Genomic DNA, 17,414 nt, shown 5'->3' with positions numbered 1-17,414 from the left:
TATTTTAATGATAATCGATTACTTCTACTTGCTCGGCGTTTCCGTTCTTCCATTGAAAGATAATCCTCCACTGGTCATTTATTCGGATGGAGTAAAAGGATTTAAAGTTTCCTTTTAGTTTTTCCAACCTGTTTGAAGGAGGAATCATTAGGTCTGACACATTTTGGGAGTTGTTAAGCATCCTTAGTTTTCTTCGGGCAATTTCCTGGATTTTAACAGGAAGCCCTCTAATTCGTTCGCCTTCCCATATTTTGCGCGTTTCTTTATTGCCAAATGAATTAATCATTTACTAATGTTTCACGTTACTAACGTCAAAGGTAATTATTTGATTTATAAATTCAAAAAGAGATAGAAGATAGATAGGTGGGGTATCCGATACTACATGACGTTGGGTAGCTATAAGAAGTTGTCGATTTCAGAGATTAAAACTGTCTCCAGAACTGAATCCCGCAAGTGCGGGATACAAAACTGCATTCAACCACTAAACTGCCAATTGCTTGTAGATGCTATACAGGTTGTGTTTATTTCTCTGTCTTTTTAAGATATTCTTAAACTTGCTATTTTTCACAAAGTTCTTTCAGCTTGTTGAGTGCTTTTGGATAGTTCTCATTCATATAATCTACAAAATCTTCTGTGGTGTCTAAGTCGACAGTAAGGCTTGTGGTTCCCCGTCCGACCGGATCGTCCGGGCGGGCATTCTTTTCTTCGAAGGTATAGTTTTCAAATCCGTTTGCCCATTTTTCTACTTCTGGTCCTTCTGTAATTTCCTCATCAGCTTTTAAAAGCCCATAATGTTGAATCGAAACAAATTGCTTGGGAATGTTTTCAGCTATCCTGGAAACCATACCTCCCTTTTCTCCTTTCTCATCCACTTGTATATAATGATAAAACTATTACAAGCCTACCAATTTTTGTGGTATTCCGGCAGGTCCGTTATTCTAAATAAAAATGCTTATTATCAAGCATTTACCCTAATCTAAAAAATAAATTGATTATATTTTGGCATTAAGCAATTCAAAGATGCTTCTAACAGAAAAGCAAAAAAATCATTACCCCTCATTTCAAAGCAAGAATCAAATTTTTTAAATAGCCTGTAATTTTATCAGTATTTTAGCAAAACCTAACCATACTAACCATATGAACTTAAAAATTAAATTCCTCGCATTTTCTGCTTTGATCTGCCTGGCGGCTTGCAATCAGAATAAGCCAAAAATTTCAGATGAAGATGGGCTTGCTGCTTTCAATGCAGATAGTTTAAAACTGCATGTCGCTGAGCTTTCGCACGACTCACTTCAGGGACGTAAACCCTTTACCGAAGGAGAAACAAAAACAATAGCTTACCTGCAAAGGCAATTCAAAGCTGCAGGTTTGGAGCCTGGAAATGGCGAAAGTTATATCCAGGAAGTCCCGATGGTCAATATTCAGACTACTGCGGCTGCGGATATGCAGGTAAGCACATCAAAAGGAAGTTTTAAACTCAAAGGCTTTGACGATTATGTCATTTGGACTGATAAGATCACCGATAAAGTCAGCTTCGATAATGATGAGGTGGTCTTTGCGGGTTATGGGGTTGTCGCACCGGAGTATAACTGGGATGATTATGCCGGTCTTGATGTTAAAGGAAAGATCGTCATGGTGATGGTAAATGATCCGGGATTTGCTGCCGGAGATTCCAGTTTATTTAAGGGTAAAACGATGACCTATTACGGACGCTGGACCTATAAGTTTGAAGAAGCTGCACGTCAGGGTGCTAAAGGTTGCCTCATAGTACATACGACTGAGGGTGCCAGCTATCCATTTACTGTTGTTCAGAATAACTGGAACGCATCCAAACTAAGATTAGACGACCGGGGGAAAAGCAATACTTATACGGATATAAACGGATGGCTCTCGCTTCCGGCTGCAAAGAAATTAGTAGCTGCTGCGGGACAGGATTCGACTAATTTCTTCGCGCAGGCAGATAAACAAGGATTTAAAGCTTTGGCATTGGATCTGAAACTAAGTACCAACGTCGCCGTTAAGACCATATTTAACAAATCTTACAATGTAATCGGCAAGATAGCAGGCAGCAAACGTCCTGATGAAGTAATTATTTACACTTCTCACTGGGATCACCTCGGAATAGGTAAACCAGATGAAACTGCCGACTCTATTTATAATGGTGCATTCGATAACGCCAGCGGCACCGCGGGACTGATCGAACTGGCACGGGCATTTAAAAGTATGAAAGCCCAGCCTGAACGTACCATCATTTTGCTTGCAGTAACTGCCGAAGAGCAGGGGCTTTGGGGTTCTGCATATTATGCTCAAAACCCTATTTATCCAACTTCAAAAACAGTCGCGAATATTAATATTGACGGTTTAAATCCTTTTGAGAAAACAAAAGACATCATTATTGTCGGCGAAGGCCAATCAGAACTGGAAGAATATCTGAAAGAAGCTGCAGAAAAAGCTGGGCGTGTCATCGCCTTTGAAAATCATCCTGAAGCAGGATATTACTACCGCTCCGACCATTTTAATTTTGCTAAAGTTGGGGTACCTGCACTCTACACTTCAAATGGCATCGATGTAATCGGCAAAGAAGCCGGCTATGGTGAAAAAAGAGAAAAAGAATACACTGAGAAACATTATCACCGTCCTTCAGATGAATTTGATTCTGCAACATGGACCTTTGAAGGTGGTCTGGAAGATCTGAAGTTGTTTTTTCAGGTTGGTAAACGATTAGCTTTCGAAGAAAAAATGCCTCAATGGAAAGATGGTTCAGAATTTAAGGCCATTCGGGAGAAAAAATAATAAGCTTAACGATTGCCTGCTATGTATTAGGTGCCAGGTCAAGCCAGGCATTACAAATCAGTATTTATTTATTGAATCAGATTCCGGCCTCCGCGCCGTATTCTAGGTTTAATATGTTGAGCTGTCATCGTGGCGGAGGCCAGGATCCCATTTTTAAATTAGATTAGCACAATCTTTCTCTTAAATAATGACATTGCCCTTAAGGGTCACTAGAAAAAATTCCAACATGGATTACAAGTACTTTCTTGTAAAAATTGTCCGATCAATGGTCAATTATCAAGCGCTTTTCTTCTGTCGGTAGAAAAGATCCTGTTTTTCAAACGGATAAGAAGGTCGGAGCGAAAAACTGAGCCAACAGGTACAGCAATATTATTTTCCATCAATAATTCATTATTCATAAGTCCTGATATCCGGTCAAGATTTACAACGTAGCTTTTATGAACTTTTAAAAAATTATTCCTGTTCAGTTTGAACTCAAACTCTTTAAGCGTCAGGTAGGTGATATGCATTCTCTTTTCCGTATAAAGCTTAACATAATTTTGAAGGGATTCTATGTACAGTATTTCCGCGAAATAAATTTTAATGAGCTCTCCCTGCTTATTGCCACGTATAAAAAAGTAATTGTCTTCGGTTGGTCTGCTTATAAGGTTGTTTTGTATCCGCCCTTGTACTTTTATTACAGCCTGTAAAAAGCGTGAATACGAAACAGGTTTAACCAGGAAGTCATAAGCATCCCTTTCAAATGCCTCAAGTGCATGTTCTGTGTGTGATGTGATAAATATTATAGCAGTATGTGAACTGATCAGCCCCGCTAATTCAAGGCCGCTTATGCCAGGCATTTCAATATCCAGAAAGGTTATTTTCGGTTTGCCCTGCTTTGTGATCACAGAAAAGATATCTCTTGGATTAGTACTTGAATATATAAGTCTGAGATTCGGTGTTTGACTAATATAATCCTGTATGATATCAATTGAATCAGCCTCGTCATCTACGACATAACAATTATAGTCTGACATATTATTTGAGTTTAAGTTGAAGTTTGAGGTAAAATATATTTTGCTCAGAGAAGTATTCAAGAATGTACTTATCCGGGTAATAAAGTTCCAGCCGTTTGAGTGTATTTACCAAACCCATGCCGTTTCCAGGTCTTTGATCAGGCCTTATAGAATTCATTGTCCGCAAAACGAGCTCTTCCCGGGAAGCGCTAATCTCAATCAGCGGCGGCGTTTGCTCATCCCTAAGGTCTCCGTGCTGAAAAACATTTTCGATTAAGGTAATCAGGAGGAATGGAATGATCTTCAGATTCCGATCATCAATAGAAATATGAAAGGAAATGTCGCGGGAGTAACGTATTCTCTGGAGCTTCATATAATTCGAAATGTGTTCCAGTTCAGATTCAAGCAGAACACTATCGGTTGAAGTTTTCGGTTGAAGGGCGTATTGCATCAGGTCAGCCAAAGCCATTAGATATTCAGCGCTAACCTGATCTTTTTTGCGGATGCGGTTATAAATTGAATTTAAAGAATTGAACAAAAAATGTGGATTTATCTGCGACCTTAAGAACGACAACTCAGCGCTGACTAATTCCGAGCGCAAAGTTGCCTTTTCCTTTTCAACAACAAGGCTTTGGGTGATGTATTTATGAATTCGCTCTTTGTTTTTAATTAGGTTAAATGCAATTCGGAAGGCCGTGCTCATGCCAATGATATAAATGTATCTGTATAACATAGCCAGCAGGAATAACCTAGACGAGCTATCGCTCACGTTAACAGGCACACTGGATAAAATCAGGCACTTATTTATCCACACACTTAATAGATAGTAAGCAATAATTTCCAGCATGAAATAAACTAACACCTTTTGGTAGTCACTGATTTTTTTAAACTGCCTATTCCCTATCACAATATAACAATGAACATAAAAGAGTAAAATGTTTAATGAGTAATGCAAGAGGTAATCTGCGAAGTGATTAAACCTCTCTCGGATAGCCGCTGCTAAGGTGATTTCAAAAAATATAAAGAGAGTCCAGAAAAGAAAATGGTAATGTGCTGTAGTGATTTTTCTTCTGGTAATATTAAAAATTATATCACGCATAACCCTCGCTTTATCATACAAAAATGCGACTTGGTGTAAAAGATTCTGTTTGAATCGGGGAGAGCACTACTTTAAATAAAAAAACAAAAAGCCATGAAAACATTAAAAGTAACAAATACTCTATTGAAAAAGGAAAACTGTTTTACGTATGGCCAAATCCGGCCGCAAAAACGGCCAATTGATGATCCAACGGTAATTATTACCACAACGGTTACACACATAGTCCCCAGACGTTAAAATATCTCAGCAATAAAAGCTTCTGGCAGAAGGCCTTTGATTTGGGCAGGCACACTCTTCTGCGTCCTGTTTTATCTCCGAACAAATTCCTCAGGTTGGTGCTTTAACTGACCTCGGGATTGAACTTACCTATAAAGAACTGAACACAAGTAAGTGGGAATGGACCACGCGACACGCGTGCACCAGCAAATGACATCATGGGCATCAGGATCAAGTCCATCAAAAAAAGCCAAGCCGGAGATTTAAGATGAATATTAACCTTAATAATTAATTTATTATGAAAAGATTTATTATTATCATCGTTTTAATAATCAGCCTGTCAACATCTTGTAAAAAGGATGATATTACACCTTTAAAACCACATTCTAAGAAGATTATTATAGATTGCCGTGGATGCAGCGGAGGCTGGGATTTAACGGATATTATTCCTGAATAATTTTATATTTTATTTAAAAGATGACTAAATCCTATACGGAAGTAAATCCTGATGCCATCAAAAACTTAAGGGTTCGGGGCTATCATTCAGTTCAGTTGATTCTGCATGAAAGTATCAATATTTATCAAGCCATAGTTGAAGTCATACCCGATAAGAGACGAGTTTTTAAATTGAATTCAATCTTACTGGATTCCTCTGAGATTCACAATTATTTTGACACGTTCTCTCCAATGACTAAATATATAACTAATCAAAATTACCTGATTGATTCTGACTTAGCCTAAAATTTTTTCCTCTGTATTTAAGAGTTTGGTATGAACCTCCTGGATACAATTCAGCAGAAATCCAGTTTATCCAGTTCCGGCCGGAATCAAAAACAGCATACTGTCCCTTAGTTTAAACACAGCGACTCTCTATAGGAATATTCAATAAAATCCTGTGCATACGGGATTGAAATAGCACTGTTACTCAACAATTAGCTATGGATTACAAGCCCTTATTCCGGAAACTTGAAAGTATAGAAGAGACTCAGGGTAAGATTCTCTTCTATATCCATATTTTGGCTGATCATTATAGAAAACTCAGGGCATCTTGCCCGAAGTTTTCTATAATGATCAGGAGGTGATGTTTAAACTAAGCTGGAGTAAAAGCACCCTGAAGCGTCGCCGTGCCGATGGATTACTCCGCTTCAGGAAAATTAAAAATAAATTCTACTACCGTGAAAAAGGTGTCTTCTCTCTTCTTTTCCCTGATCCTAGCTCAAGCTAACAATGTTATCGAATAGACAAATTGTACTTGCAGAATCTTAAAACCCTCTCCCCCCAGGGCGGAGGGCAGCACCAGACTTGAAACCAGCAGTACCATGCACAGGGTGAGGCCCCAAAAGTAGTTCATACAGCAAAATTCCCTATTCATCGTGTTGAGATGGACAGTTTGAACATCGGCAAGAGGGTAAATGGTACGGGATAACACCGACCATAGGGAATGGTAAGCGGGATATTATTTAATATAAAAAACCAAACATCCACAATGGTATTTTACTTTGAAATCCATACTCAATATCATCGGCTGCAATAAAAGCATTTTCAAGGTTCTTAATTTGCTTACCGGACTTGTCTTTTCCTCCTATCTCAAAAGCATACTTTTCATTTACTAAAAAATCAGTTGCTTCATGATAACTTAAATTGTTATGGTAAGCCAATTGATTGGAAAAAAAAGTCTCCCTTACATTACCAATATTAAATTTAGAAGGGGATAATGCAAACATCAGATTGGTATTTTCTAAAAATATTTTGGCTGGTTTTTGTAATTTACTATTGCCTTTAGCTTCTTTATATAGGTTAATTGTTAGTCCAATTTCTTCTAAGTAATGTAAATAGTTCATCAAAGTCGATCGGTTTATTCCAATTTTAGCACTTAAATTACTCACATTAGGAATAAACGGAACCGATTCAGAAATAATAGCCAACAATTGTTTTATTTTATGAATATACCCCAAATCAACGCCTCGTAACAATGGCAGCTCAATTTCGAGCATCATATTGATCACTTCTTCCAAACGTTGCCAATACAATTCAGGCTGCTCTTTATAGAAAGGATAATAACCATACTTCAAATAGGCCCCAAAATATTGAAAAGGTTTTATTTCAGCATTAATCAAAGTCGCTTCCGATAAATGATCTTCCAGAATATGCTCTAAAGACAAACGCTGAAAATGTATCCCTGTTTCTAATGAAATGTATTCTCTAAAAGAAAGTCCCTGAAGGTGATATACAATAGCTCTTCTACTCAAATCAAATCGGGCATTCAAAATTTCCAAAAGAGAAGAACCAGTAAAAACCACTTTCAATTCCGGATAATCATCATAAATATTTTTGAGCTCTTGTGCCCAGTTGGCATATTTATGAACCTCATCCAAAAACAAATACTTACCCCCTTTTTTAACAAATTCCTCCGCCAAATCAACCAAAGTAGTATTGCTAAATCCTATAGAATCTAAACTTACGTAAAGTGATTTTTCTAACTCTTTACTAAAGTTCAGTTTCATATACTGCAAAAGCAATGTTGTTTTGCCTACGCCTCTTGCTCCTTTAATCCCAATTAATCGGGCGTCCCAATTGACATCATTAATAAAACTCCGGACAAATTGAATAGATGTATTTTGTAATTTTTTTTGATATTTCTGAAATAATGCCTCCATAATGATCTATTAAGAATACAAATATAAAACTATTTTGCTTACTAAAGTATACAAAATTTGTATTATTTTATTCATTTTACTATACAAAATTTGAAAGAGCGCTTGTTCACTCTTAGTAGCTTAGTGGTTGGTTAGAAAAAGCCTGCTAATTATTGGTAATATCCCATCGACAAATAGACAAATAAATTCATTGACAAATCGTATACCCTCATTTGTGACTGACGAAATCTACTTTCTAATCGCCTATGTGATTTCGTAAGTCTTTCCCTCCCATCGACAAATTTGCTCAACTGTCAATTCTCAATTGTCAACTCCCAACCACCCTCCTAATACTTTCCTTATACTTTGTTCAGCTCTTGTTGAGCTCAAATGCTCCAAAACGCCATTTAGCACAATAAAAGCTCAACAAAGGCCGAACAAGAGCACAACAAATCCTCAAAAAGGAGGTCAAAGGAGGTCAGAACGGGTTCAAAGAGGGTCAGCTATTTCCGGGCTCCTCAGCGGTACTTACTTTCGTTCAGCAGCACAGCGTACCGGTACGAATTAAAGAGTGCTGATTGTTGAATCTTTAAAATTTAAACGATATGGGAACATATAAAAAAGGAATATTAGGCTCATTTTCCGGCAAGGTCGGAACAGTAGTGGGCAGTAGTTGGAACGGTATTGAGTATATGCGCAGTTTGCCCAAACCCTCAAGTAAAGCCCCAACTGATTTACAAATGCTCCAGCGGGCAAAAATGGGGATGGCCACCGGCTTTCTCCAGCCGATCAGTGCATTGATCAGTATAGGATATAAAAGTCTTGCCAACCGGCAGACTGCTTTCAACGTGGCTACCTCCCAGCTCCTTGCAGAGGCAATCACCGGGACTTATCCTGATCTGACGATCGATTATCCAAAGGTATTGATCAGTAAGGGCAACCTGACCGGTGCCTGGGGTCCGGCAGTCAATTCTGCGGCCAGCAAAGTAAATGTCACCTGGCAGGATAATTCTGCTTCAGGTACTGCCAAACCTGGCGATAAAGTTATGCTGCTGGTTTATAACCCCGAAAAGTCGCAATATGTATTTACGACTGATGGCGACAATCGCAGCACCCTGGCAGATAGCATGGATTTGCCTGCCGACTTTGTGGGGGATACCGTGCATGTTTGGATTGCTTTTATTTCAGCAGATAAAAAAACGGTTTCTACCAGTCTGTATATCAGCGAAGTAGTGATCGCATAAATTCATGAGCCGGGTTATTCCCGGCTCTTTTAAAAACCCTTAAAAAAATCAATCATGGCTATATTACATCATGGTATCCTGGGAGGTTTCAGCGGAAAAGTTGGAAACATTATAGGGTACAGGTATAAAAACCACTATTGCATCCGGCAGATGCCGCGTAAATCAATCAAGCCTGCAGGCAACAAACAAGTATCACAAAGGGGGAAATTTAAGCTATCTATCGCTTTAATCTCTCCTTTGCGTGATCAGCTGAAACAATTACCTGAGAAAGGTAAAAGAAGGATTTCAGCTTTCAATTGCTGCCTGAGCAAAGTTCTAAAAGAGGCTATTAAAGGAACCTGCCCTGATTATTGCTTCAATTATGCTGCTATTCAACTCAGTTCCGGAAGACTCTCTATTGGCCACTGCCATGCTATACATGCAAGTCAGAACAATCTGATCTTCAGCTGGTGTCCCGATACCCCTGATTTCTATTTAGACAGGAGGCTATACATGCTGGCTTATAACCCACTTAGAAAGAAATGGGTTTGCGACAATCTTGAACTGAGATCCGACGACTGTAGGAGTATGCTTAGTCTGCCCTGCAGCTTTATCGGTGAGCAGTTGGAAACCTATATGTATTTCATTAATGCCAAAGGCAAAGCAGTATCAAACAGTATGTATTTGGGAGCTGTTAATTTACCGGATGTTTCTTTTTCAGAATCACTTATTAACCTTAATTAATCATCTTAAAATCAAAATCATGGAAATCTTCAATAAATATTATCTCCCATGGCATTTTCCTTTCAGAAAGGAGCTTGCAGGCATAGTAGTGGTCATAGCCACATTCTTATTGTTTCCTTATCTGATTCGAGAGGTGGATGGATCTGCCGCAGCAATTGATCCCGGAATCTTAAGTGCCATAATCCTCGCAGCATCAGCGGTGCTCATATTTAAAGCCATTACCTGGTGGATCATCATTACGATTTGGCCTGCCTTTACCAATTATTCAGACAGGCAGCTTGAAAGCAATTTCAGGTCGCTGCCTGCCAATCAGAAAGTGATCATCTATATGAGCCAGATCGGCATCCGCGAGAAAGGATCAAACTCGGGTGCAGTGGTAGAGCAATACCTCCGCTATGTTAACCTTCCAAAAGGAAACCCCTGGTGCGCTGCCTTTGTCTGCTGGGTTTTTGGGCAGGCCAATGTAGAGAACCCCAAGACAGGCTGGTCGCCGGAATTATTTAAGGGTAGTAAAGTGATATGGACCAAAGCTGAAAGCTCAAAGCTGAAAGTTGAAAGCAGGGAAAAGCATCAGGACGGAAATTCTTTAGGATCAATGTCTGTCCGCCCAACAACTACAAAGGCTGAAAGCAGAAAGCTGAAAGCCAAAAGCTTGTCAGGTGAGTCAGGAACCAACCTGTCTGCCGGTCAGGTAGGGAGCCAGGAATCAAGACACTCACCAATAACATCCCTCTATCCGACCAGACAGACAACTGGTAACAGGCAACCCAATAGCTATCGGGTAACAACTCATAACAGGCAACAGACAACAGGTAACTGGCAACCTGCGACAGCAGACGTTTTCGGTATCTACTTTCCTGACAAAAAGCGCATTGCCCATGCCGGTTTCATTGATCAATGGGATGGAACCTGGTTGATTACAGTTGAGGGTAATACGAATGTTTCAGGTGGCAGGGAGGGTGACGGTGTATACAGAAAAAGGCGCTTGGTTAAATCTGTTTATCAGGTGGCAAGGTATCAGTAGAAAGCTGAAAGGTAAAAGCAGAAAATTGTAATGTTCAGAGCACGATTAATAAGGTTGAGATTGTTTTTGGAACGCGCGGTGTGCGTGCTGTTTAAGAGTATGGTTAGGCTCATTGGTTCCCACTTTTGCAGGAACCTATAGTTATCGGTTGATAAATGTTGTTGGAGGTAAGGAGGTTCTCGCTTCCGCGAGAATGACAAGTGTGGGGGGATGAAGGAGATTCCAGCCTTGGAATCGAAATGAGGAACTTCCCTTTACTCATTTTTTGTCTTAATGTATTTCGGGGATTGCAATTTTGGGGTATAATGTGAAAATTTATTGATGTGAACTGAAGGTATGATCTTACAGCGGATTGGTTCATTTAATTAGTATTAAGCTGAGCCGATTCCAGCGAAGGCTGAAATCTCCCCTTACCTCTCTCACGATTTGTCATTCCCGAAAGCTGTATTCCCAATCCTTAACTAATGACATTGTGCGCGCACCAGCCATCAGCCAATGCTGCAAAAAACTAATGTTCAAAACAAAAAATAGAAGAACATAAAAATCAATAATCATGAAAATCAATATAATTCAGTTAGGATATACTTTTGGGGGTGCTTTGTTCATTTCAATGACTTTAACATCATGCCAGATTGATAAATTTCTGAATCGTCAGAAAAGCAAAATGCAGATATCGGAGGATCAGAAAACCATGATTAGCTCAGAGCTGCAAGCCAGGTTGAGAGACAGCCATACTATCCGATTATCCGATTCTACCGGCCATATCTATGAGGTAGATATTTTTCCTGTTGATACATTTAGTTTTTCGCTGGAAAATGGATTTAAAGGAAAAGCATTCAGTATCAGTATTAAAGGAAAACAAAATGTATTAAGGAGTCTTATTGACAGTTCGAATCGACCTCAGGATGTCCATAACCTTGAAATGGATAATATTGAATTTAGTCGGAGGATGGAACAGAATACAGATTCGAAGATTAAGGAAAAGGAAAGCAGAATTGCATTCTCTAAAATTATTATGGTTCTGGTAAGCCTGTTGATACTGATCGCCGGATGGCGATACTGGAGGGGTATAAATACAATATAAAAGAGGATTCAGCAAAAGTTCATACTCATCGTGATGAGATCCTTCGTCGCCTTACAATTCCAGTAACCCGATAGCTATCGGGTTTAGAAAGCCGATTGGCTCCTCTGGATGACATACACCACAAATTTGCTAATTCTCTCCTATCGACAAATTATCCTTCATTTGCTCCGGAAAAAGTGACTGACGAGATCTACTTTCTAATCGCCTATGTGATTAAGTCCTTACCTTCAACAAATCTCATCTCGATTTCAACCGAAACTACGAATCTTACTGATTTTTACGGATGTTTTTGATCTTTTTTGGCCTACGACTTGTATGGAACAATGATGCTACAACTATTAAATCCCTACTTTCTTCGATCCAATATACTATCAGAAATGGAAATCTACTTAGGGGAGCAAAACGTAAATCTTTTCCGTAACGTAAAGGATAATGTAATGGGTTACGTTCTATTATTGAAAGGTAATGGGATACCTCATTTATGAATTCATGTCCAAGTTCATCACACTGTTTCTCGTACCATTCGAAAGAATCATTTAATTCCTCCTCTGCAATTGGAAGAAGCTCTAAACTATACTCTATCATAATTTCTCCGGATTTCAGCCCAGGGACGTGAACTTATTCTGCCTGCCTGAAAATCACGTTTACGATTCAAAAGCTCTTCCAATTCAGTATCAGCAATTTCAAAATCCTTATTCAGTGCCTCACGTACGCGGATTTTTTCCTTTTCACTTAATCCGCTAAGAGCTTCTATTAGTTGTTGAACTGATAATTTTACAGCTATCATAATAATGGTTTAAATTATTTATTTAACAAACCAGCACAGACAATTGATATCAATAATTATTTCTGCAACGATTTTATTAAAAATAAAGACTCAGTACTGAGTACCTGACACAAATTTATAAATTTTCCTGGAAAACTATTTCTGACTCTTGATCCCTGGAACTTATGTGATTTTCTAAGTCCTTTCAACACCGATAGCTATCGGGTTGCCAATTAAGCTACCTGAAGTTTCAGCACCTCAAATTCAGCACCTTTACTAATAGCTTCTCTACCTTTCTCCATGATAATTTTTGTCATCTCTTCTGATAAATAGTAATGGCCACAATTTGTACATACCTCCGCAGGTACATCTTTTATCAGGATAATGGCAGAACCCCTCTCCAACGTTACCGTTATATGGCCTTTTTGGGTAGTTCCATTTTTACATAATGCACAATCCATATCTATTTCTTTTTCGTTCTAAAATCTGCGTCCCATATTACATTGTCTGGCTCATAAGCAATGATAATGATACACCTTTCGTTTTCTGCATCTCTTGCGATTACCACATGTATTGGCCTTTTTTGCACAAACCCAAATACCAAGAAGCTGGGATAAGGTTTATCATCAGGATATCTATTAATAGCTTCGCCATACTCAATAACATATCGAATGTCTTTTATTTCAATATCCCGTTTAAACATTTAGGCTACCGCATGGTCACTATATAAAACCTCTGCACATTGCATCTATCCGAAATCAAATTACATGTAGTCTTTTTGCGGCTGAATATATAAACCAAATTTAACAATTATTTTGTAAGAGTTGTCCCTGGCTCTTTGATCTGTTGTTGGTTATCTGTTTCCAGTTGTCAGAGGGTGAGGCCTTAAATGCAGTTCCTATTGTAGCTAAATTTCATACTCATCACAATGAGATCCTTCGTCGCCTTTATTTTTCTTTAAATTAGGAAAACCGATTGGCTCCTCTGAATGACATAAAGCACAAATTCACTCAATCAATCAGCATAGCCACCCTCTTTTATTCTCCCGCTCCGAAGGAGTCCTTTGGACCAGCGGGAGACACTGGGCGCATAGGCTCAGGCACAAGGCCAACTACCACTCAAATGCAATTACACGTTTGAGAAACAGAATGTGCCACATATTCTAAGATTTCCAATTGAAGCACTCATCGAATTTGCTAATTTGCTCATTTTCAAATTCTCTAATTTATCCCCCCATTGACAAATAGACAAATTGAATCAAAGTCTCCCATCCACCCATTCCCTATTCAACACCGCCCGGGTATCAAAGAGTATGGTATCAAAATTTTTCATTTTGCCAAAATCAATCGAAAGAAATTCATTATGAGCAACAGCAAGAATTATGAGCTGATATTTTTGCTTATAAATATCAGTGATCAAACTTATATCATAGTGGGTGCTTACTTGTTCCTTCTCAGCCAGAGGGTCATACACATCTACATCAATCCCGAATTGTTTTAATTCACTCACAATGTCTATAACCTTGCTATTTCTAATGTCCGGACAATTCTCCTTGAACGTTATTCCCATCATTAATGCCCTGGATCCCATTATTTGAATATTCTTTTTTACCATCAGCTTAACGCACTTGTTCACCACAAAAGAAGCCATTTGATCATTCACATACCTGCCTGAAAGGATTACTCTTGGATGATAGCCTAAAGACTCGGCTTTGAAAGATAAATAATAAGGATCAACACCTATACAATGTCCTCCAACTAGTCCGGGTTTGAAATTCAGGAAATTCCATTTAGTTGCAGCTGCGTCCAGAACCTCCTTGGTATCAATTTCCATCTTATCAAAAATCAGGGCCAGTTCATTGACGAAGGAAATATTAATATCCCTTTGAGCATTCTCAATTGCTTTGGAAGCTTCAGCAATTTTGATACTTGACGCTTTATGAGTTCCAGCATCAATTATTGAAGAATAAAGCTTATCAACAAAATCTGCAGTTTCAGGATTTGACCCAGAGGTTACCTTAACAATATTTCTAAGAGTATGTACCGGATCTCCCGGACTAACCCTTTCGGGGGAATAAGCACAGAAAAAATCAAGATTATAATTTAACCCGCTTTCCTTTTCAAGCACAGGAACACAATCTTCTTCTGTACAACCGGGGTAAACTGTCGACTCATAAATTACTATATCCCCTTCTTTTAGCATATTGCCAACAGTTTCAGAAGCCTGCAGTAATGAACTAATATCCGGTTTCTTATTTTCATCAACAGGAGTAGGTACAGTAATTATATAGACCTCACAACCCAACAGATCGTTGAAATCACTACTGAGAATAAGTTTCGATTTTTTCAGATCATCTTCTGATACCTGCAATGTAAGGTCACATCCATTATGAAGCGAGGATATACGCCCTTCATCCAAATCGTATCCTATAACCTCGTATTTTTCGGAAAAAGCAAGCGCTAAAGGCAAACCTACATATCCCAGCCCGATTACTCCAATTTTCAAATCAGGCGTCAGTTTAGGTAGCATATATTCTCTAATTGATGGCTGCAAATATATTAATCAAATTAGGAAATGGGAGAATACAAGGATCTGCTTCTGATTGAAAATTACTTCTCCCGGTGATAAGATTCATGGTCGTCTCCCATTTTTAATAACCCGATAGCCATCGGGTTGAGAAAGTAGGCTGGCTCCTCTGAATGACATAAAGCACAAATTAACTCATTCTCTCATCGACAAATTCTCCTTTCAATACCTTTAAACCCTCTCAGCCCCGGGCGGAGGGCAGCACTAGACTTTATACCAGCAGTTCCGTACACAGGGTGAGGCCCTAAAGAGAAATTCCTGCTTCAGCAAAATTTCATACTCATCATAATGAGATCCTTCGTCGCCTTTATTTTTCTTTAAATTAGGAAAACCGCTTGGCTCCGCCCCGGGCGGATGACAAGCGTTACAAAATGCTCAATAACCCATCGACAAATTCTCCTCCATTTGCTCCGAAAAATGTGACTGACGAAATCAACTGTCAACTGATTAAATTTTCACCTCCGTATTCCCACCCTTGCTTAAAGTAATATCCACCGGCTCATTCGTTTTCCAGGAACCTCTTGTAAAGTCAGGGATATCTATAGAATTCGAGCGATTCTTAACTGACCATTCACTTAGCGGGAAAATAGAGCTCCATAATGCCGCATCATATACATCCTGATCGACTGGCAAACCATTACGAAGACAGTCAATATTATGCCAATCCATTAAAAAATCCATCCCTCCGTGGCCTCCGACCTGCTTTGCCAGCTCACCAACTTTTTTAACAATTGCGGGTTCGTATTTCTTTTCAAGTACCTTAAATTCCTCTTCAGAAATCCAGCCTTCATGACCTGTTGAGATCTTGCCAGGAAGCGGGTATTTCAGGGCAGTACCTTTAGTTCCGCTAATCAGATGTATCCTGGAATAGGGGCGCGGAGAGGTAACATCATGCTGCAGCATGATCGTTTTGCCTTTATTGGTACGAATGGTAGTGGTATTCATATTGCCATTAAATGGCTTTCCAACAAATTGCTTATAGATATCGTCGCTGGCGGCCAGTTTCTTCGCTGTATCACCCATCATAAAATCATTTGTAGAAACAGAAACCAGGTAATCCATTTTATCACCACGATTAATGTTCATCACCTGACTTACAGGACCCAGTCCATGGGTAGGATACAAATTGCCTTGTCTGCTGGCATCCATTCTGAGACGCCAGAAATCATAATATTTATCTTTTGAGAAATCACCAGCCAAAAGGTCATGGATATATGCTCCTTCAGCATGAACAATCTCCCCAAAAAATCCCTGTCGAGCCATATTGAGTGTAAGTAACTCGAAAAAGTCATAGCAACAATTTTCGAGTATCATACAATGCTTTTTGTTTCGCTCAGAGCTTTCTACCAATTGCCAGCATTCCTCAATTGTTGTAGCAGCCGGTATCTCCGTACAAGCATGTTTTCCATGATCCATTGCATAAACAGCCATTGGAGCATGTAAGGCCCAGGGAGTTGCAATATAAACCAGGTCGATATCATCACGCTCACATACCTTTTTCCAGGCTTCCGGATTTCCGGTAACTAGTTCAGGTTTCTGACCTGAAGCCTCAATACGCTTAAATGCTGCATTTGCCTTTTCAGGACGCAGATCACAGATAACTTTAATTTCAACTCCACCAATCTTACTCATTCGCTGAACCGCACCCGATCCCCGGTTTCCGGTGCCTATAAAAGCAATCCGAACTGTTTCAATCTTTGGAGCAGCATAGCCTGACATATTAAACTTCTGAGGACGCCTCGGAAAATCAGACGAATCAAGATTTACATTTCTATCGGATGCAAATGCAGATAAACTGCTTAACATTGTTACACCAGCAACAGCCGGAACGGCCTGTTTAATAAAGTCTCTGCGATTATTTTTCATGGTTTCTGTATTCAATTGAACATGAGGAGAAATTTAAGAAGAATTTTGCTGAATCTGTAGATGCTCCTATAGAAAATATTAAATCTGATCCTTTTAGTTAAACAATGCTTAATCCTGCCGCACCGGTGATGGGGCAAACCCAACATGAGAATGTAATAGTTATTTCATAATAAGACAAAATGGGAGCTTGCACCCCAGATTCCGGCCTCTGAGCCGTATTCCTTATTCCCCCAAAATAATATGTCATTCCTTTGGTCAATGAAAGAATATTTATTAGCTATTGTTATTGTTGAAATGGGGGGTCCGGGGGGTGTTAAAAAACTAAAAGCATTGTGGATAACGTTTTAATAAAAGGCAGGGTGAACTATTGTCATTCCTAGTT

18 protein-coding genes are annotated in these 17,414 nt (G+C 39.1%); 7 read left to right on the top strand and 11 right to left on the bottom strand.

All coding sequences use genetic code 11. The features are described from left to right. Nucleotides 1-4 precede the first annotated feature (4 nt). Nucleotides 5-286 (bottom strand): type II toxin-antitoxin system RelE/ParE family toxin, encoded by a 282-nt coding sequence (locus Q8M41_RS01145; RefSeq protein ID WP_305363397.1) that lies wholly within the window; start codon nucleotides 284-286, stop codon nucleotides 5-7. Nucleotides 287-557: 271 nt separating this feature from the next. Further along, nucleotides 558-872, bottom strand: a complete 315-nt coding sequence (locus Q8M41_RS01140; protein WP_305363396.1) for a hypothetical protein — start codon at nucleotides 870-872, stop codon at nucleotides 558-560. Nucleotides 873-1,137: 265 nt separating this feature from the next. Here Q8M41_RS01140 and Q8M41_RS01135 point away from each other — a divergent pair, with 265 nt between their 5' ends. Beyond that, the gene (locus Q8M41_RS01135) at nucleotides 1,138-2,793 is read left to right on the top strand and encodes a M28 family metallopeptidase (RefSeq protein ID WP_305363395.1); all 1,656 of its coding nucleotides are present in this window, start codon (nucleotides 1,138-1,140) and stop codon (nucleotides 2,791-2,793) included. Nucleotides 2,794-3,062: 269 nt separating this feature from the next. On the opposite strand, the gene Q8M41_RS01130 is transcribed toward Q8M41_RS01135, so the two are convergent. Then, nucleotides 3,063-3,809, bottom strand: a complete 747-nt coding sequence (locus Q8M41_RS01130) for a LytTR family DNA-binding domain-containing protein (protein ID WP_305363394.1) — start codon at nucleotides 3,807-3,809, stop codon at nucleotides 3,063-3,065. Between the two features lies 1 nt (nucleotide 3,810). Then, nucleotides 3,811-4,521, bottom strand: a complete 711-nt coding sequence (locus tag Q8M41_RS01125) for a sensor histidine kinase (RefSeq protein WP_305363393.1) — start codon at nucleotides 4,519-4,521, stop codon at nucleotides 3,811-3,813. A 1,059-nt stretch (nucleotides 4,522-5,580) separates the two neighbouring features. Between Q8M41_RS01125 and Q8M41_RS01120 the strand changes: the two genes are divergently transcribed. Both Q8M41_RS01120 and Q8M41_RS01115 read left to right on the top strand, forming a co-directional pair. Then, on the top strand, nucleotides 5,581-5,844 hold the full coding sequence (locus Q8M41_RS01120; protein ID WP_305363392.1) for a hypothetical protein: 264 nt from the start codon (nucleotides 5,581-5,583) through the stop codon (nucleotides 5,842-5,844). A 307-nt stretch (nucleotides 5,845-6,151) separates the two neighbouring features. After that, complete coding sequence (locus tag Q8M41_RS01115; RefSeq protein ID WP_305363391.1) at nucleotides 6,152-6,328, top strand: hypothetical protein; 177 nt, start codon at nucleotides 6,152-6,154, stop codon at nucleotides 6,326-6,328. Between the two features lie 235 nt (nucleotides 6,329-6,563). Here the strand turns inward: Q8M41_RS01115 and Q8M41_RS01110 are convergent, their stop codons facing one another. After that, entirely contained in the window at nucleotides 6,564-7,760 is a 1,197-nt protein-coding gene (locus tag Q8M41_RS01110; protein ID WP_305363390.1) for an ATP-binding protein, read from the bottom strand. A gap of 584 nt (nucleotides 7,761-8,344) precedes the next feature. On the opposite strand from Q8M41_RS01110, the gene Q8M41_RS01105 reads away from it, so the two are divergent. The 4 genes from Q8M41_RS01105 (at nucleotide 8,345) to Q8M41_RS01090 (ending at nucleotide 11,814) form a co-directional block, all read left to right on the top strand. Beyond that, a complete protein-coding gene (locus tag Q8M41_RS01105; RefSeq protein ID WP_305363389.1) occupies nucleotides 8,345-8,983 on the top strand; it encodes a DUF6266 family protein in 639 nt (212 codons plus the stop codon). 54 nt (nucleotides 8,984-9,037) lie between these two features. After that, entirely contained in the window at nucleotides 9,038-9,706 is a 669-nt protein-coding gene (locus Q8M41_RS01100) for a DUF6266 family protein (protein ID WP_305363388.1), read from the top strand. Between the two features lie 19 nt (nucleotides 9,707-9,725). After that, nucleotides 9,726-10,730, top strand: coding sequence for a hypothetical protein (locus Q8M41_RS01095; protein WP_305363387.1), 1,005 nt, complete (start codon nucleotides 9,726-9,728; stop codon nucleotides 10,728-10,730). Between the two features lie 553 nt (nucleotides 10,731-11,283). Further along, entirely contained in the window at nucleotides 11,284-11,814 is a 531-nt protein-coding gene (locus tag Q8M41_RS01090; RefSeq protein WP_305363386.1) for a hypothetical protein, read from the top strand. 267 nt (nucleotides 11,815-12,081) lie between these two features. Here Q8M41_RS01090 and Q8M41_RS01085 read toward each other — a convergent pair whose 3' ends face one another. The 6 genes from Q8M41_RS01085 to Q8M41_RS01065 form a co-directional block, all read right to left on the bottom strand. Next, nucleotides 12,082-12,399, bottom strand: coding sequence for a type II toxin-antitoxin system RelE/ParE family toxin (locus Q8M41_RS01085; protein ID WP_305363385.1), 318 nt, complete (start codon nucleotides 12,397-12,399; stop codon nucleotides 12,082-12,084). Continuing rightward, entirely contained in the window at nucleotides 12,386-12,601 is a 216-nt protein-coding gene (locus Q8M41_RS01080; protein ID WP_305363384.1) for a hypothetical protein, read from the bottom strand. The genes Q8M41_RS01085 and Q8M41_RS01080 overlap by 14 nt, the downstream gene beginning before the upstream one ends. A gap of 212 nt (nucleotides 12,602-12,813) precedes the next feature. Continuing rightward, nucleotides 12,814-13,041, bottom strand: coding sequence for a type II toxin-antitoxin system MqsA family antitoxin (locus Q8M41_RS01075; RefSeq protein ID WP_305363383.1), 228 nt, complete (start codon nucleotides 13,039-13,041; stop codon nucleotides 12,814-12,816). Between the two features lie 2 nt (nucleotides 13,042-13,043). Beyond that, complete coding sequence (locus tag Q8M41_RS18165; RefSeq protein WP_370870415.1) at nucleotides 13,044-13,283, bottom strand: DUF4258 domain-containing protein; 240 nt, start codon at nucleotides 13,281-13,283, stop codon at nucleotides 13,044-13,046. Nucleotides 13,284-13,837: 554 nt separating this feature from the next. Beyond that, on the bottom strand, nucleotides 13,838-15,109 hold the full coding sequence (locus Q8M41_RS01070; protein WP_305363382.1) for a nucleotide sugar dehydrogenase: 1,272 nt from the start codon (nucleotides 15,107-15,109) through the stop codon (nucleotides 13,838-13,840). A 504-nt stretch (nucleotides 15,110-15,613) separates the two neighbouring features. After that, nucleotides 15,614-17,032 carry a Gfo/Idh/MocA family protein gene (locus tag Q8M41_RS01065; protein ID WP_305363381.1) on the bottom strand — a complete coding sequence of 473 codons (1,419 nt, stop codon included), beginning with the start codon at nucleotides 17,030-17,032 and terminating at the stop codon, nucleotides 15,614-15,616. Between the last annotated feature and the right edge of the window lie 382 nt (nucleotides 17,033-17,414).

This window comes from Daejeonella sp., assembly GCF_030684675.1.
Lineage (GTDB): Bacteria > Bacteroidota > Bacteroidia > Sphingobacteriales > Sphingobacteriaceae > Daejeonella.
Note: the sequence above shows the minus strand (reverse complement) of the source record. Positions and strands in the feature narration are given on the sequence as shown.